The 14693-nt window shown below is 41.1% G+C and carries 7 protein-coding genes; all 7 read right to left on the bottom strand.

What is annotated here, in order from left to right:
* Positions 1–12: 12 nt before the first annotated feature.
* From WKR92_RS09090 to WKR92_RS09060, 7 genes are read right to left on the bottom strand one after another with little or no spacing between them, the layout of a single operon-like run.
* Complete coding sequence (locus WKR92_RS09090) at positions 13–1911, bottom strand: sialidase family protein (RefSeq protein WP_375557512.1); 1899 nt, start codon at positions 1909–1911, stop codon at positions 13–15.
* A 30-nt stretch (positions 1912–1941) separates the two neighbouring features.
* On the bottom strand, positions 1942–3480 hold the full coding sequence (locus WKR92_RS09085; protein ID WP_375557511.1) for a RagB/SusD family nutrient uptake outer membrane protein: 1539 nt from the start codon (positions 3478–3480) through the stop codon (positions 1942–1944).
* A 24-nt stretch (positions 3481–3504) separates the two neighbouring features.
* A complete protein-coding gene (locus WKR92_RS09080) occupies positions 3505–6315 on the bottom strand; it encodes a SusC/RagA family TonB-linked outer membrane protein (protein WP_375557510.1) in 2811 nt (936 codons plus the stop codon).
* An 11-nt stretch (positions 6316–6326) separates the two neighbouring features.
* On the bottom strand, positions 6327–7757 hold the full coding sequence (locus tag WKR92_RS09075; protein ID WP_375557509.1) for a fasciclin domain-containing protein: 1431 nt from the start codon (positions 7755–7757) through the stop codon (positions 6327–6329).
* Positions 7758–7772: 15 nt separating this feature from the next.
* Positions 7773–9299: a RagB/SusD family nutrient uptake outer membrane protein gene (locus tag WKR92_RS09070; protein WP_375557508.1), complete on the bottom strand. Its 1527-nt coding sequence runs from the start codon at positions 9297–9299 to the stop codon at positions 7773–7775.
* Between the two features lie 10 nt (positions 9300–9309).
* Positions 9310–12534, bottom strand: coding sequence for a SusC/RagA family TonB-linked outer membrane protein (locus tag WKR92_RS09065; RefSeq protein WP_375557507.1), 3225 nt, complete (start codon positions 12532–12534; stop codon positions 9310–9312).
* A 17-nt stretch (positions 12535–12551) separates the two neighbouring features.
* Positions 12552–14489 (bottom strand): fasciclin domain-containing protein, encoded by a 1938-nt coding sequence (locus tag WKR92_RS09060; protein WP_375557506.1) that lies wholly within the window; start codon positions 14487–14489, stop codon positions 12552–12554.
* Positions 14490–14693: the final 204 nt, after the last annotated feature.

The raw sequence follows: 14693 nt of genomic DNA, 5'->3' as shown, positions 1-14693 counted from the left end.
TCTTTAAATGTGTTATTTCTGATATACTACAATCCCTTCAAACGGAGTTTCTACTCCGCCTTCTGTAGCGATAAGGAGTTTTCCATTTGACAATACTACCGCATCCATTAAACCTGTAGGTGTTACATAGGTATTGTAGGTTTGTTTGGTAAATAAATTACCGGCCGATGAAAATGATGCTCCATTGTCCTGACTGGTAAACAATACAGGTGTATGAGCGTATGCCGGGCTATTAAAGGCCTGTGCATCCGTCTCTCTTCCCGTTGGTGCCACATACATCAATTTACCGTTAGCATCTTTTGTTAAAACACTAGGAAACATATGTCCGTAATCAAAAGTGGTAATTCCTTCCGAATAACCCGTTGTGGAAGACCAAGTAACCCCACCGTCTTCACTATAACTTACTACTTTACTTCTCGGGTTAACATTGGTATGCGAAAGCAACATCATCAGGCGCCCGTCTTCAAGTTCGACCACCGAGCCGTAGCGCAGATTATTCGTACCGCTTATCGCGCCTCCTAATTGCCAGCTATTGCCTTTATCATCTGAATAGGCAACGCGAACCTGATTAGTCCCATAATTTACCGGCATTAACAAACGGCCCTTATTCACCTCTTGCTCTAAAACAATCCCATGACCGGACGCATGTTGCATTCCGCCGTCAGCAGGCTTTAATACATTGGTAATATCTTGTGGCGACGACCAGGTAGTGCCGTTATCGGTAGAACTTACCTGATATACACGTTGTTCACTCGTATTGTAGGAAGATCCGTTAACACCTGCGGCGCTAACCACTTTGCTATAATGTAAGATTAATGTTCCATCGGCCGCTTTTACAACTTGAGGATAGGCAAAGGTTTCATTCGATCCCTCACCCGCAATCACCTGAACCTGATCATTCCATGTGTTTCCGCCATCAGTCGATCGGCGCAAGACAATATCTGTATTCCCCACGGGCTTCACCGTCTGATCGATTCGTTCCTGCGCCGTAGTATAATCTTTACGTCCTTCAGCAAAAAGAAGCACTTCATCGTTGTCCGCTAGCGCCAAAGAAGGATGCTGGAAGCGGTTATAATCAAATTCGGTATGGTAAAACGCGTAATCTACAGTATAGGCTTCGGGTGCTTCAATATAAAAATCATACATGGTCAGGAAGTTACGCCATGGACGAATCGTGGGTGTAAAGAAATACATACCTTGATGAGGCAATTTAAACTGAAAACACAATACACCATTCACTTTTACATAAAAGAGGTTTTCATGGATCACCACTTCGAATTCTGCAGGTACACCCGGTGTGATTACCTCGTTTACTGTGGGCCATCCATTGTCCGGACTGACACTAAAGGTACGTTCGTACAAATCAACGAAAAACATAGGTGCTATGGCCGAATAACCGTCAAAGCCAAATATAAACTCTCTTCCGTTTTCCCAACTCCTTCCGAGAACCAGACCTGCCGCAGTACCACTAAACGTGCCCACAGTAGCTTTAAAATACATATAAAAGCTTTTCCCAGTACCTACAGGAACAAAATATTTAGAAACAACCCAGTTTCGCTGGTAGCTGTTCGGGTCACCTCCTAAATGATCCGCATTACTTAAGGGATAAAAATTACGATGCGGCCGTAAACGAACACCATTTGGTTCCAATATCCAAGACACGGTATCGTGCATTGCCTTGTAGTCAGTATATCCTTTGAACAACACTTTATCGTGTTCCGGTATTCCATCTTTCATAAGCCAGATACCCGCTTGCCTGCTTTCATCAAAAGGGAAAGGCAGGGTATCCGGCAATTTGATGTCTTCATCAAAAGGACCTGGAAAATCAAAATGTTGTTCTTTATAACATCCAGTTTGCAACAAAAGCATTGTAAATAAAAATTGATACAAAAGAGGAATGATTTTTTTCATAATATAATTCTTTATAATGCGATCGTTGTTTTAGTTAACGTTGTTCCAAAGTGTTGGATCCACCGGAATATACCAGTTGCTTTCTGTCTGCAGCTTTTGCTTTACCTGTTGCCTCATCTCTCCATAGTATTTCGATGAGACAATTTCTGCGAGTTTATTTTCGCCTGATAATTTTGAATAGAGCATCAGATCGTACCAGCGCTTGCCTTCAAACGCAAATTCACGGGCACGCTCTCTGAATATCATTTCCATCATCATTTCTTTATTGGTATAGTCTATTTCCTCTGGCTCATATTCTTCTAAACCTCTTGCTGTCCGTATATTGTTTATAAAGTTAAATGCCGATGAATAATCATCTAAAAGCAAATCGGCCAGGGCTTTTAGCAGATAGGCATCCGCGCTACGGTATACATGCCAACTGGCGTTCCCCTGATAGGCACTCCGCATACTGCTAACATTGTCTAAACCGATGTATTTCCAGATTACGGTGTCCTTCCCGAAGGTTTTGTAACTAAAGGTAGTGCGCACATCAGTTGGCTCATAGCTGAATATCTTACTGATGGTCTGTGATACAGGTTTCAGGTAATATTTCCCGCCGTCTTCACGCCTGTGCGATGTGAATTCCTGCAAGCGATTGGTTTCAAAACTATTGTCATAGCGATATCCAAGTAGAAACATAGAATGCTGACTAGCAGTAGATGCAGTAAACTGATTAGGCCAGCCACCGGACGTACCCAGCGAATGGTTATTATTGGAGATCGGAGAATTACAAAACGCAGATGCGGTTTGATATTCTCCCAACCAGATCGCCACTTCGGCAGCAAAGGTTGCCGCTAAAGGCTGTGAAACCCGACCGTAGCGTTCGTTTGCCGGCAAGCTATTCCTGTTCCATTGATAGTTAAGCGGCAATAATCCCATCACGGATAAAGCATCGTTATAGATTTGCAGCCAAACTTCTTGTTTCGTTTCAGGGTAATTGAGTAAGCCTCGGATTTCAGAAGATGTCAATTTATTCGTGGCGCGACTTACAAGTTCCCCGTTTACATCGGTATAGGTAATATTTTCAGCATGATCTGACAAGATCAGCGGAAATTCATCGAAAGTCCTAACCAGATAATAATAGCAGATAGCCCTTAGCAGGAGCGCCTCGGCATAATAGGCTTTAGCATCACGGTCATCCAGCTTATTATCGATCGCAAATACGTGTTCGACTTTTTCCATTTGTCGGTTTGCGCGTGCTATCGTCTTATAGATACTGCTGTAATCGGTATACGGATTTTGAACACTGATATTATTAATCACAAACTCGTTGATGTACGGCTCAGGCTCTTTTTGTCCGGCAGTGACCATATCTGCACGAGCATCACCCCACAATAAAAACTTATGAACATCTTTGCTCAGGGGTTCATACATTGCAAAAGCTGCTGCATTTAAGTCTTCCTGATTTTGATAAAATTCATCTTCAACGACAGCGTCATAGGGCTTTACATCAAAGAAATCACCACAGGAAGCAAGTGATGTAGCGAGTAAAGCTACACTCCATATGCTATATTTTGTTATTCTCTTCATGATAGTTAGATTCTTAAATCACCGTTAAAATGTTGCTTTGACTCCAAAAATATAGGTTCGGCCCAGTGGTGGCGCACCAAAATCGATGTTGCGGAGTAAAGGATCAGTAAAATTGCTGATCTCAGGATCAAAACCGGAATAGTCAGTAAGTGTCCATAGGTTCTCAGCGGTAGCGTAGAGTTTGATATTCTTAAAAGCTTTTGATCCGGTTATCTTTGCAATATCGTAATGCACCGTCAGGCTTTTCAACTTGAGGTAACTACCATCCTCGATCCAAAGATCTGATGCTGCTGTATTGTTTGAAGGATCGTCAAGTGCAGCGCGGCTTAGTCCGTTTCCGGTTTCTGTAGACGATTTCCATCGCTGTGATACGTCCGGATTCTGATTGGCATAGTCTTTCATACTATGCATCTGCTGATCGAAACGATTGTAGATATCCTGACCAGAAGCAAAACTAAGCTGAGCGGACAGCCCCAGTTCCTTATAACTTAATTGTGTAAATAAATTACCAAAAAGTGTTGGTAACGGCGATCCGATAACTTGCCTGTCAAGCGCATTGATCTTCTGATCGTTATTCACATCTTCTACGATATAGTCACCCGCCATATATGGTGTGCCGTCGGCTTTCATCAGATTAACCGCCTCATCAGATTCGAAAACGCCTGATATCTTATATCCATAGAACGATCCGATAGATTCACCTTCCATGGCAATACCGGTTACATTTCCGAATGTGCGTTCGATAGAACCATTAGCTAAAGATTCTACCGAATTTTTCAATGTTGATACGTTTACATTCAGATCCCAACGCAAATCTTTTTTCTGAATCAACTTGCTTATTAAGGAGACTTCAATTCCCTGATTGATAACCGATCCGCTGTTTTCTACGGAAACGCCCAGCCCTAGTTCATTGGGAGCCGAGCGATAAGTAATTAAATCATTTGTCTGCTTATAATAATACCCTGCGCGAAGGGAGATTCGATTATTCAACAAGGATAGTGTAGAACCCGCTTCATAGGTATCTGTTTTTTCCGGCCTGATATTTTCATTTTTTGCATTGCCGAAGTAAGCCCCTCCATATCCGAAATAATTAACCGGGTAATATAAATTATAGTGGTAAAAGCCACGTAAGTCGTGATTTCCGGTCCGTGAATAAGCTACATCAATTGCCCAGGCGGTTGGTTGGTTTTCTTCGAGAAGGTTTACCGAAACCGTGGCTCCCGGATATACGTTCCATCTACCCTGACTTCCAAAATTAGATGTCCCCTGTAAATTGACGAAAGCCGACAGATAAGCTCTGTTCGATAATTTCAACTCGCCTTGAGCGATGAAGGTCATTAAGTTTGATTTGAATTTTGTATTTGACGCACTATCAACAATTCCTTGTTTTAAGGTTTCATAATCGTCTGTACCGGCATTCACCTTGCGACCATACATTGATTTTTCTTCGTAGGTATCGATGCTCGCCATTAAGGAAGCCTTGTAGGCTATCTGATCAGTCAGGTCACCTGTTTTAACGGCTTTAACATCTCCGATTAAACCAAATTCACTTGAACTGCGTTCAGCGTTCTGCCGGATACGGTATTCATCTGGTGCAATTCCCAACGCTGGTCTATACTGGCGTTCGATTAAATTGGTGTAGTTAACAGAAAGATTAGCCGTCAGTTTCCAATCGTCTGCCAGATTCCACCGCAACCCCATAAGTCCGTCGATCCGGTTATATCGATTAGAGTTTTCCATATTATTAACCAGTGCATTCGGATTGCTAAATCCTAACGTATCGACACCGGCCATAAGTCCGGTCCGCACTCCTTCTTGGTCATAATAATTCGGCGAAAAGAAAGGAGCCTTCGCTGCCGCCACATAAATCGGATGTATGGAATAGTTGCTGCCATATTCTGAAAATCTGCCCCAGCTGTTGGTATAGGAAAGATTGTTCACGATTTCTATTTTCTGAGAAAGTCGGTAATCCAAATTAAAACGTAGGCCTACGCGCTGCATTTCATTGTTCTTGATGGTTCCGTCCTTATCGGTATACCCTAAAGAGAACAGATAATTGGCATCTCCATCCCCTCCTTTTAATTTTACATGGTAGTCTTTATATGTTCCAGTTTGCCGAATATCTTTCAGCCAGTCGGTTTCATTGTTTGTCTCAGCCGCATTTGGATCAAAAATCGGATGTGCGCTGCGCTCGTCATAACTTAGTCCGTCAGCGGCCATGCGCTCCCATAAATAGGCTTTCAATGCTTCAGAACCAAATCTCGGAATAGTATAGTCGTATTGACTAAAACCATGGTTAACGGATACATCCAACTTTGTACCACCAAATTCTCCACGCTCTGTTTCCAGATAGACCGCTCCGTTGGCGCCCCGGCCACCTAATATGGGATAGTCATTTGCCCCACCGATGACATGAACATTTGCGATGTCTTGCGGATTCAGAAAAATTAACCGATCAGGGTCATAATTGGACAAAAAAGATGGTAGCGACCGCGAATAGCGCAGGGGTATACCGTCTACATAAACCTGTATAGAGGCGGGTAGATTAATAGAACTTACACCGCGAATGATCGCTTGCGAGGGGGTTCCTATATTTCCATTTTCGGCAACATATAATTTGGGATTACCGCGTAGTGCTCCTAAAGCAGTCAATGAAGATGATTGCTCTTTGAGATGAAGGATAATGGAGTCTGGTTTTTGGAGCAGTACTGAGTCAACTATACCAGGCTCGTCTTGCTGCTCACCCTCCTGGGCATAAAGACGCGTACTTAAACCACAAAATAGAGTGATCAGGATATATATAAGGTTTCTTACACAAATTGTCTTGCAATTCATAATTAGGTTTTTTATTCGTTAATTGGTATAAGTTCAATCATATCTAGCAACAGATCGCAACAGTAGCTCGGGTTTTTGTTTGAACCGAAATCTGTGAAAGCAAAATAGAGCTGAACGTCGCCTCTCTCTTCTACTTCAATATCTCCCGCATAGTTAAAACCATAATAATCATATTCCTCGAAAATACCGTCCCTAACCGCCATGTTTATGTTTTCCCCAACAATCTCATCATTATAAATCGTCAAGAACTTCCCCCTAGTCCCGCCCACGCGGTGCATTACTCTGATTCTATATTTCCCAGAGGGAACATCTGGTACGGTCGTCCAAAAGTAATCGCCGACCTGTGTTGCATTAAATTGTACAATCTTAAACTCTTTATTTTGATGATAACTACGGGTTCCCGTATTGAGTAAGATACGTGCAGGCGGGCTTGCAAACACATTCTGTTTTCCGTGATTACTTCCAGGCGGATATAAATTTAAACGTATAACCGCTGGAACTGATTCTGTAATTTCAAGTTTCTCGGCGAGAGTATGAAAGATACCATTGCTAGCCACTCGATCGATTCCATATCCGCTAGTCTGATCAAATTTGACAGTACTGTTCACGCTGTATTGTCCAAATTCATCTACGCTAAATCCAAGCGACTCTTTATCATATAACGGGTAAAAGCGCTGGGCAGTCAACAGATTTAGATAGTAACCAGAATCTGGAATAATATGATACGACGCCCACTCCTTCAGGTTTTCTATCTCATTTCTCTTAAAATTACTTTCTTCGAGTGCCTCGTCTGACTCAATTAATAATGTAATAAGGCTATCTTTTAGGTAGTGGACCAAATCAGTTTCTTCAAAAACCGAAAGCATTGTAGTGTACCTACCAGATTGACTCAGCAAATCGTGAATGGACTGTGTGGGCGGTACCAAAACTTGATCGATAATATTTACAAAACCATTGTTTAGATTAATATTATATTCTTTTATCACGGCGTTGTTATTCAGACTAATAGCCGTATAGGAATTACTGATGTCGGCGATAAGAAACTTATCTTGAAAGAGCGTCGGTTCGGGTAATGGGCCATGGGTAAATACGTTTGTGTTTATCTTAGCATCAAGCAAATGATATCGAAAGTATTCTAACCAAAACGTGGGCTCAGCATCTTTGATTGACGAAATGCGCTTACCATCAATGGCCAAGGTCTTAAATAAATTCTCAAACGCACTGTTAGTGGGAGCGAATAATGTGTAAGCACCTGCAGTTTTCAACAAACTCCGTTGGTTCGTATACTCCACCAATTCTAGAAAAGTACTGAGATCCTCACGACTTTCTATATAATCGATAATCTGAAGTTCATCATCAGAGTTATATCGAGCATCCGAGAATTGTTTCTCACATCCAGCCAAGGCTATTATAAGCCCTAAAAACAATATCCTATATTTCATATTTATGGTTATTACTTACTTATTCTTATAATAATCTTTCTGCTCCAACATCTGATTCGTTTCGATCTCTGTCTCGTGGTACGGCAAGAACCAAGCTTCTGGCTCAAGTAGTCTGGCACGAATAACTTGATACGAATCTCCAAGAGCACTGTTGTTTGATGCCTTTTCTATTAAGATATTCTCATATCCTGAACGACGGCTAACACGTACCGCTGCAAACCACTCTTTCCCTTCAAAGCCTAACTCAAACTCCCGCTCCATGAGAAGGAAGTTCATAAAATCAACGCCATCACTAAGACCGCCGGCTTCTATCTGTGGCAGATCAGTGTGTTCACGAATGATATTAATGCGGCTTTCAGCTTCCGAATATCTACCTAACATCGCTAGTGCTTCAGCTTGCATAAACAATATTTCGCGGTAGCGATAGAAAATATAATTGGCATTCCGGCTTCCTGCTGGTCTATAGCTTAACTGATACGCAGTCTGACCCGTAAACTTATAAACTTCATATCCAGTTCCATTAGACGTTTCAAACCTTGGATCTAACATAAATGCTGAAAAATTCTTTAAACGGATCGTGTCAGCGCTGAAATGCTTATCATCTATTGGAGGATATAGTAGCTCACCCGCATTAACACTAATATTGGTAATATTGGCGAGGAATCTTGCATCACCACGTTGACCTTGCGAAAACCAGTTATACAGCGGAGACCCTAAGCCGGTTTGAACGTATTGGTATTCGAATATACTTTCGCTCGAATTGCCCGGATTGAAAATGGTAAACCAATCAAGAGGCGCAACCATCGAATTTTTGTATTGTTGATCTAAACGTTCTGTTAAGTCCAGAACCTCCTGATATTGATTTCTCCATAACTTGACATCAGCCCATAATGCACGAACGGCATTCTTGGTAAACCTACCATATTGGAGATTGACATTATCAAAACTTTCTGCTGTTTTTTCCAGTGCGACTGCCAGGTCTGCTTCAATAAAATCCAGCACATCTTCTTCAGATGAAGCAGCCGTATTTATTTCCTGCGTATCTGATTCATAGGGTGTGTCGACAATGGGAACTTCTTTAAATGCACGAACCAAATAGAAATAGTTTAATGCCCGCAAGGCACGCGCCTCGCCCATCATAATCTGAAGATCACTATCTTTAAACGTATCATCACGTTCCAAGGTTGAAGGTGCATTTTTCAAAAATGAGTTGATCCAAGTTATTGATATATATACAGGAGACCATGAAACCAAGTGATTCTCCGGATAAATATCGTGTGACAAAAACTGCCTATAGGAGCTGCTAAAATTACTTCCTGGCTTATACAGACTAGAACGAACGTCGCCCCACGCATGAAACCGCTCCAGATTATTATGAAGTGAAGTATAAAGCCCGTTTAGTGCTGCATCAACTTGATCTTTATTCGACCAAAACTCCTCATGGATCAAATTATCGGGGACGTCGACATTTAAAAAAGAGTCGCATGATACCATGCTGATGCTTAAGAAGCTTATTGTAATATATTTTATTATTCTGTTCATTTCAGAGGAGTTATAGATTAAACCTTAAACCTAATGTATACTGTCTTGGTGGAGCGGTACTGTTGTTATCAATACCAAAAAGAGTTACACTTCCTGTGATCGGCACTTCTGGGTCTACCCCCAAGTAATTGGTCCATGTATAAAGGTTATACGCTGTCGCAAAGAAACTCACATTCTTAAGTCCATACTTACGAAAAACCTTATCAGCGTTATAGGTTAACGAAACAGTTTTTAATCGGACATAGGACCCATCTTCTACCCAACGTGTCGAGGCTATCCGGTTTCTGGCGCCATCCGGATGGGCGCGCGGCATATCGGTTATGTCTCCTTGTTTTCGCCATCGGCTCATAACTGACCTTGACTGATTATAGGAATAAGCCATTTGCTCCATCGAAATACGAGCAGCATTAATGATGTCATTACCAAATTGATACTGAAAATTTATGGTCAAAGTTAGATCCTTATAAGTTAACGTGTTATTCCAGCCCCCATAGAAAGAAGGATTAGCATCACCTATTTGAACCATGTCGAGATCGTTGATTATGCCGTCACCATTCATATCTTCAAATATCATATCACCACCTTGGTAACGAGCACCAGTTGCCGACCCGTAACGCATGTATTTTGGTGTGATTCCATCGGCCTCGTAGATAGTACGGCCAAGTTCATCTTTTAATTCAGCGTCTGCGTCGCTTGGATATACTCCTAACGCTCGATAACCATAGAAACCGCCGATAACATCCCCCTCCTGAAGTTGTGATACAAATGACCGGTTTGAAGTTTGAAAAGAACCTTCATCAAAATTCTCTGGTAGGCTGATTAGTTTATTGCGGTTATAAGCAATATTAAAAAATGATTTTAACCGCAGCCTGTCTTCATCACCCCTGAAGATATCGGCAGTGATCCCTAGCTCGACACCAGAGTTCTCTACTGTTCCAAAATTGACATATTGTGAAGAATAGCCAAGTGTCGAAGACAAGGTCTCTTTAAGGAGTAGATCCTCAGTAGTTCTGGTGTAATAATCAAACTGCCCACTAATTCGATTATTGAAAAGCGACCAATCCACGCCAAAATTATATTCTGTTGTTCGCTCTTCGGTTATGCCTTCATAAGCAAATTTACTGGGATATATATAGGTATTACCGAGATAACCGGTATTAGTCCCATAAGCAATATCATAAATATTATCAATATTTGGGAGATTTCCTGTAATACCATAGGCAACACGCGGCTTAAAAGAACTAATCCAATCAGCATCCTCTGCCCAAGGTTCTTTAGTTAACTCCCAAGCAGCTCCTATCGCTGGAAAGATTGAGTAAGCATTGTCGTTACCATAACGAGAATCGCCCTCTGTTTTGCCCGTCACAGTAAGAAAGTATCTATCTTTTAAAGCATAATGTCCTTGTAAAAACATCCCAATGTAGCGCTTATCACCAAATGAGCCACTAATTTGTGAGATGATAGCCGAAGCATCTGCCGAACGCAATTGAGGTGATCCTCCATTATGATAATGCAACAATGAAGAGTTGCTCTTATTCAAGTTGAGATTGACTACCCCAGTCATGGTCAATCTGTGATTTTCTTCTTCTATGGGTTTCCAAATCATCCGGTTTGTACTGCTCAATAGTAATTGATACCCCTCGGTCTGACGACCTGCATTATATAATGCTTCGCCAGGGATGGCATCTGTGGCATATCCAGGAAGGAAATATTCATCTCCAGCTTCTCGAAAATCAGCAGACATTTGGGCACGGAACTCGAGGTTATCTATAATTTTCCAATTCAAACTGCTCGATGCCATTAAACGGTTGGCTTTAGACAAAAATGAAGAGTAGTCTATAATGGCCAATGGGTTAAAGCGAGAATGATACGACACTGGCTCATTTCGTTCAACAAAATAGTTTAGACCATTACGCGAATATACCGGAAAGTAAGCTGGCATTTCCCGAGCAATCAAAACTGGGTTGATCTTTTGTTCGGAATCAAGATCTGTCGGGTGAACAGTTCCTCGCTTATCAGTCAACGAATTCGTATAACTCAAGTCTGCCGAGATGGATACTTTATCTGAAACGGTGTAATTCAAGTTAAATCGGGTATTAAACCGATCGTAACCCGTACCCTTGGTTGTCCCGTATTGATTGGTATAACCAAGTCCCCAATAATAATTTATACGTTCACCTCCACCACTTAGCGATGTATTATATTGCTGATACATGCCAGTTCTGGTTATTTGATCCATCCAATTGGTATTATTGTTATAGATCCAAGCATCAGGATGCGACATATCTCCGCGGAGCTGCGGAAGTGCAGAACCATTATCTAGTCCTCCGGTCCATAATTCTATATAATATATCCTTTGTTCATCTCCAGAAAGCATGGGAATAGTTCTCGGCACCTCGGTAAGTGTAAACTTTGAATTAAAATTAACTTGAGGTTTTCCCCTCTTTCCCCTCTTGGTTTTAATGACAATTACACCATTGGCTCCTTTAGATCCGTACAGGGCTGTGGCCGAGGCATCTTTAAGAATATCAATAGATTCAATATCAGACGGGTCCAAATCACCAATAGGACTAAAACCAAAATCGGAGATACTTTGGACATCATAATTATTTCCGATAACCTCCGCACCATCGACAATCCAAAGAGGGTCATTGATACCTGAGATACTCGAAATTCCTCGAATACGAATGGATGCAGCTGCGCCAGGGTCGCCACTTGCAGCAACCACCTGCAGACCAGGCGCCATACCCTGCAATAATTGATCGACAGAAGCCACAGGCACATTTTCGATTCCTTCTAAATCTACACTAGCTATAGAACTCGACACTTCTTTCCTATCTATCGTCATAAAGCCCAAATCTACTCTTTGCGTGCCTTGCGCAGTCAAAGAAACTGCTTCAAGTTGCTGATTGTCACTGAGCAGTATCACACTTAATGGCTCTGTTATCGTTGAAATGGGGATCTCCTGTTTAACGTAACCGATAAATGAAAAGACAATCTTAGCGCCCTGCTCCGGAACGGTAATTCGAAAGCTTCCGTCCTCGCCCGTTTTTGTACCTCCTAAAATCAGGTCATTCCGGTTAACGATCATTACCGATACATGTGAAAACGATACGGATCGATTATTATCAAACACCTTTCCAATGACTACTTTTGACTGCCCAAAAGTCTGGGAAGTCAAAATCCCCAGAAAACAAATGATTTTTAATATGTTAGAACAAAAATGCTGAAACATCTGATATGCTGTTTAGTTTATAAAATCTGGTTTATACGATGTAATACACCATTGCTTGCTTGTCTATTAGCAACTTCTATAGAAGCCGTTTGAGACTCTTTGGAAATAGTAAACATTTCCCATGATCCCTGCATGTTCAATTGCTGCGCATTTCTATTTGCAATCCGCCCATTGAAAACTCCGTCAGTAAAAAGGTAACGACTAGGAACGATATATGTATTAACAAAACTCCGTAACGCCTCAGGACTTAACTCATCAACCTGAATCCCGCCTGCTTGCATAGCTACATTACTCGGAGCAAAAATCGAATAGGTGAAAAAGCCCGTCAATTGCAATTCACCAGCAAGACCAGCTTTGTCAACTGCAGCCACAAATGATGACATCTGCGGATCCTCTAACATCTTTTGGTAGACAGTTATGGTATTATCCAGACGATCTATTGGGTTAAGAAAACCATCTATTTCATATATGGTTCCGTTGACTTTCTCCCAAACCGGTTGTGGAGTTAGTAGAGCAACCGAATGACCAGTGTAATCATAAAATCTTCCATCTTCGTATAAGATATAACCAAAATCCGTCGGATAAAATCTTTTTCTAAACCCTCCATCTTCACGGATGTCCATGTTAAATACCCCTGCTCGGCATTCCTGGAGACGTAACTCTTGTGCTTCAACCTCCATATCTTCGGCAAGAGGTGTCCCCCACACTTCATCCGACTGTACAAGAAGAGTTTTTGGGCTATGTTGATAATACAACCCATCAGTTAAACCTGCACCCAAATTTCTATTGGTAAGCATCCAATACCATTGACGATATTTTTTATATTTCATCATGATGCCGCTTCGAACGCTATTCATATCAGGAGACTCGACAATCCTATTTACTTTATAAAGTAAACTATTGCTGGCGGGAGTAATCGACTGAATAGTTGGTAAAACATCATTTCCGTAACTTACATAGCCGGTGAGGGCGGACCATTCTGGGTCATTTCGTTTAAGATCTGAAGGATACCAGAAATTACTGTGAATACTCGATCGGATAAATGAATACATTACGTGTATGGGAACCGAGTCTAAAGTGTTATGGATATCATCCATATAAGGTTCAAAATAATTCGCAATAGCTTCGTTTGTCGGAACAAAAAGCGTAGAAGCAATGTTCTCATCTGCTAAGTTTCGACCAAAACTATAGGTTTTATAAAGTGTGGTATCAACATAGCCAAATTCATCTTTTTCGCCCAAAATATATTGAGAATGGCGTTCTATCCACGACGAAAATATACTCGTCTCAGGATCTGCTGCCAATGCCTCATCGGTCCTCGCCATGGGTGATAAAGGTGTGGCTAGGACATGAATAACACCGTTTCTGGCACCGATGTCTCGACGTTCGGAAATGTCGGCTCCCTCAATTCTAAAATCAGCGTTATTATCGAACTCACCAAAAAGCGCAGTATAATCACTGCCTTGCTCTGCAAAAAAAGCAGATGAAAATATCCGAATGTTTTTACCAGGATTGTTTCCTTCCGAACGTGTCTTATAATTGGTTCGACGGCTTTTACTAATAGGAGAAACGATATTTCTATAATTTTTTTCAAAATCATACATATAATACATCCCGTTAATAAAATGATAGTTAATATACACTTTGGCATCTTCTACGGGTACTTGATCCATACTGGAATATCCTTTTTCGTCTAGAAAATAATTTTCTACGAACTCATTATTAGGTGCCAAACAGGTGTAAATAGCGGCCTCTCCTAAAGTTTTTCTCAAATCAGCTTTATCTATCAGTGCGACAAAATGGGAAAACTCAGGATCTTCTTCCAGCACCTGAATAATGTTTAGATTTAACTTGTTTTCAGGGTGGTAATGATCATCAAAGACCGTATTGCATGAACTAGCAATAAGAAAAAGAGCAATTAGCGACAAACAAACCTTCGGTTTTAGTCTTTTCATGAGACTTAGTTTTATAAATGGTTACACTAAAGATTCAACGAGGACTATTTAAAGCAGCCATAACTATTAGCGCGACTGATAGACCTCAGAATAAACAATCAATTTTTTAAGTTTATATGTTCTACATATCAAATGTATGCAATTAAGATAATATCCGCAAATAAATTTAAAAAAAACAGAAAAAGCTAACGTGACCAAAACTAT

It is taken from the genome of Albibacterium profundi, from assembly GCF_042159835.1.
Taxonomy (GTDB): domain Bacteria; phylum Bacteroidota; class Bacteroidia; order Sphingobacteriales; family Sphingobacteriaceae; genus Albibacterium; species Albibacterium profundi.
This window is presented reverse-complemented; position numbering and strand designations above follow the sequence as displayed.

Bases quoted from the DNA above. Each gene is read 5' to 3' on its own strand.
- WKR92_RS09080 (WP_375557510.1), bottom strand. From the start codon at position 6,315: ATGAATTGCAAGACAATTTGTGTAAGAAACCTTATATATATCCTGATC.
- WKR92_RS09065 (WP_375557507.1), bottom strand. From the start codon at position 12,534: ATGTTTCAGCATTTTTGTTCTAACATATTAAAAATCATTTGTTTTCTG.
- WKR92_RS09070 (WP_375557508.1), bottom strand. From the start codon at position 9,299: ATGAACAGAATAATAAAATATATTACAATAAGCTTCTTAAGCATCAGC.
- WKR92_RS09090 (WP_375557512.1), bottom strand. From the start codon at position 1,911: ATGAAAAAAATCATTCCTCTTTTGTATCAATTTTTATTTACAATGCTT.
- WKR92_RS09075 (WP_375557509.1), bottom strand. From the start codon at position 7,757: ATGAAATATAGGATATTGTTTTTAGGGCTTATAATAGCCTTGGCTGGA.
- WKR92_RS09085 (WP_375557511.1), bottom strand. From the start codon at position 3,480: ATGAAGAGAATAACAAAATATAGCATATGGAGTGTAGCTTTACTCGCT.
- WKR92_RS09060 (WP_375557506.1), bottom strand. From the start codon at position 14,489: ATGAAAAGACTAAAACCGAAGGTTTGTTTGTCGCTAATTGCTCTTTTT.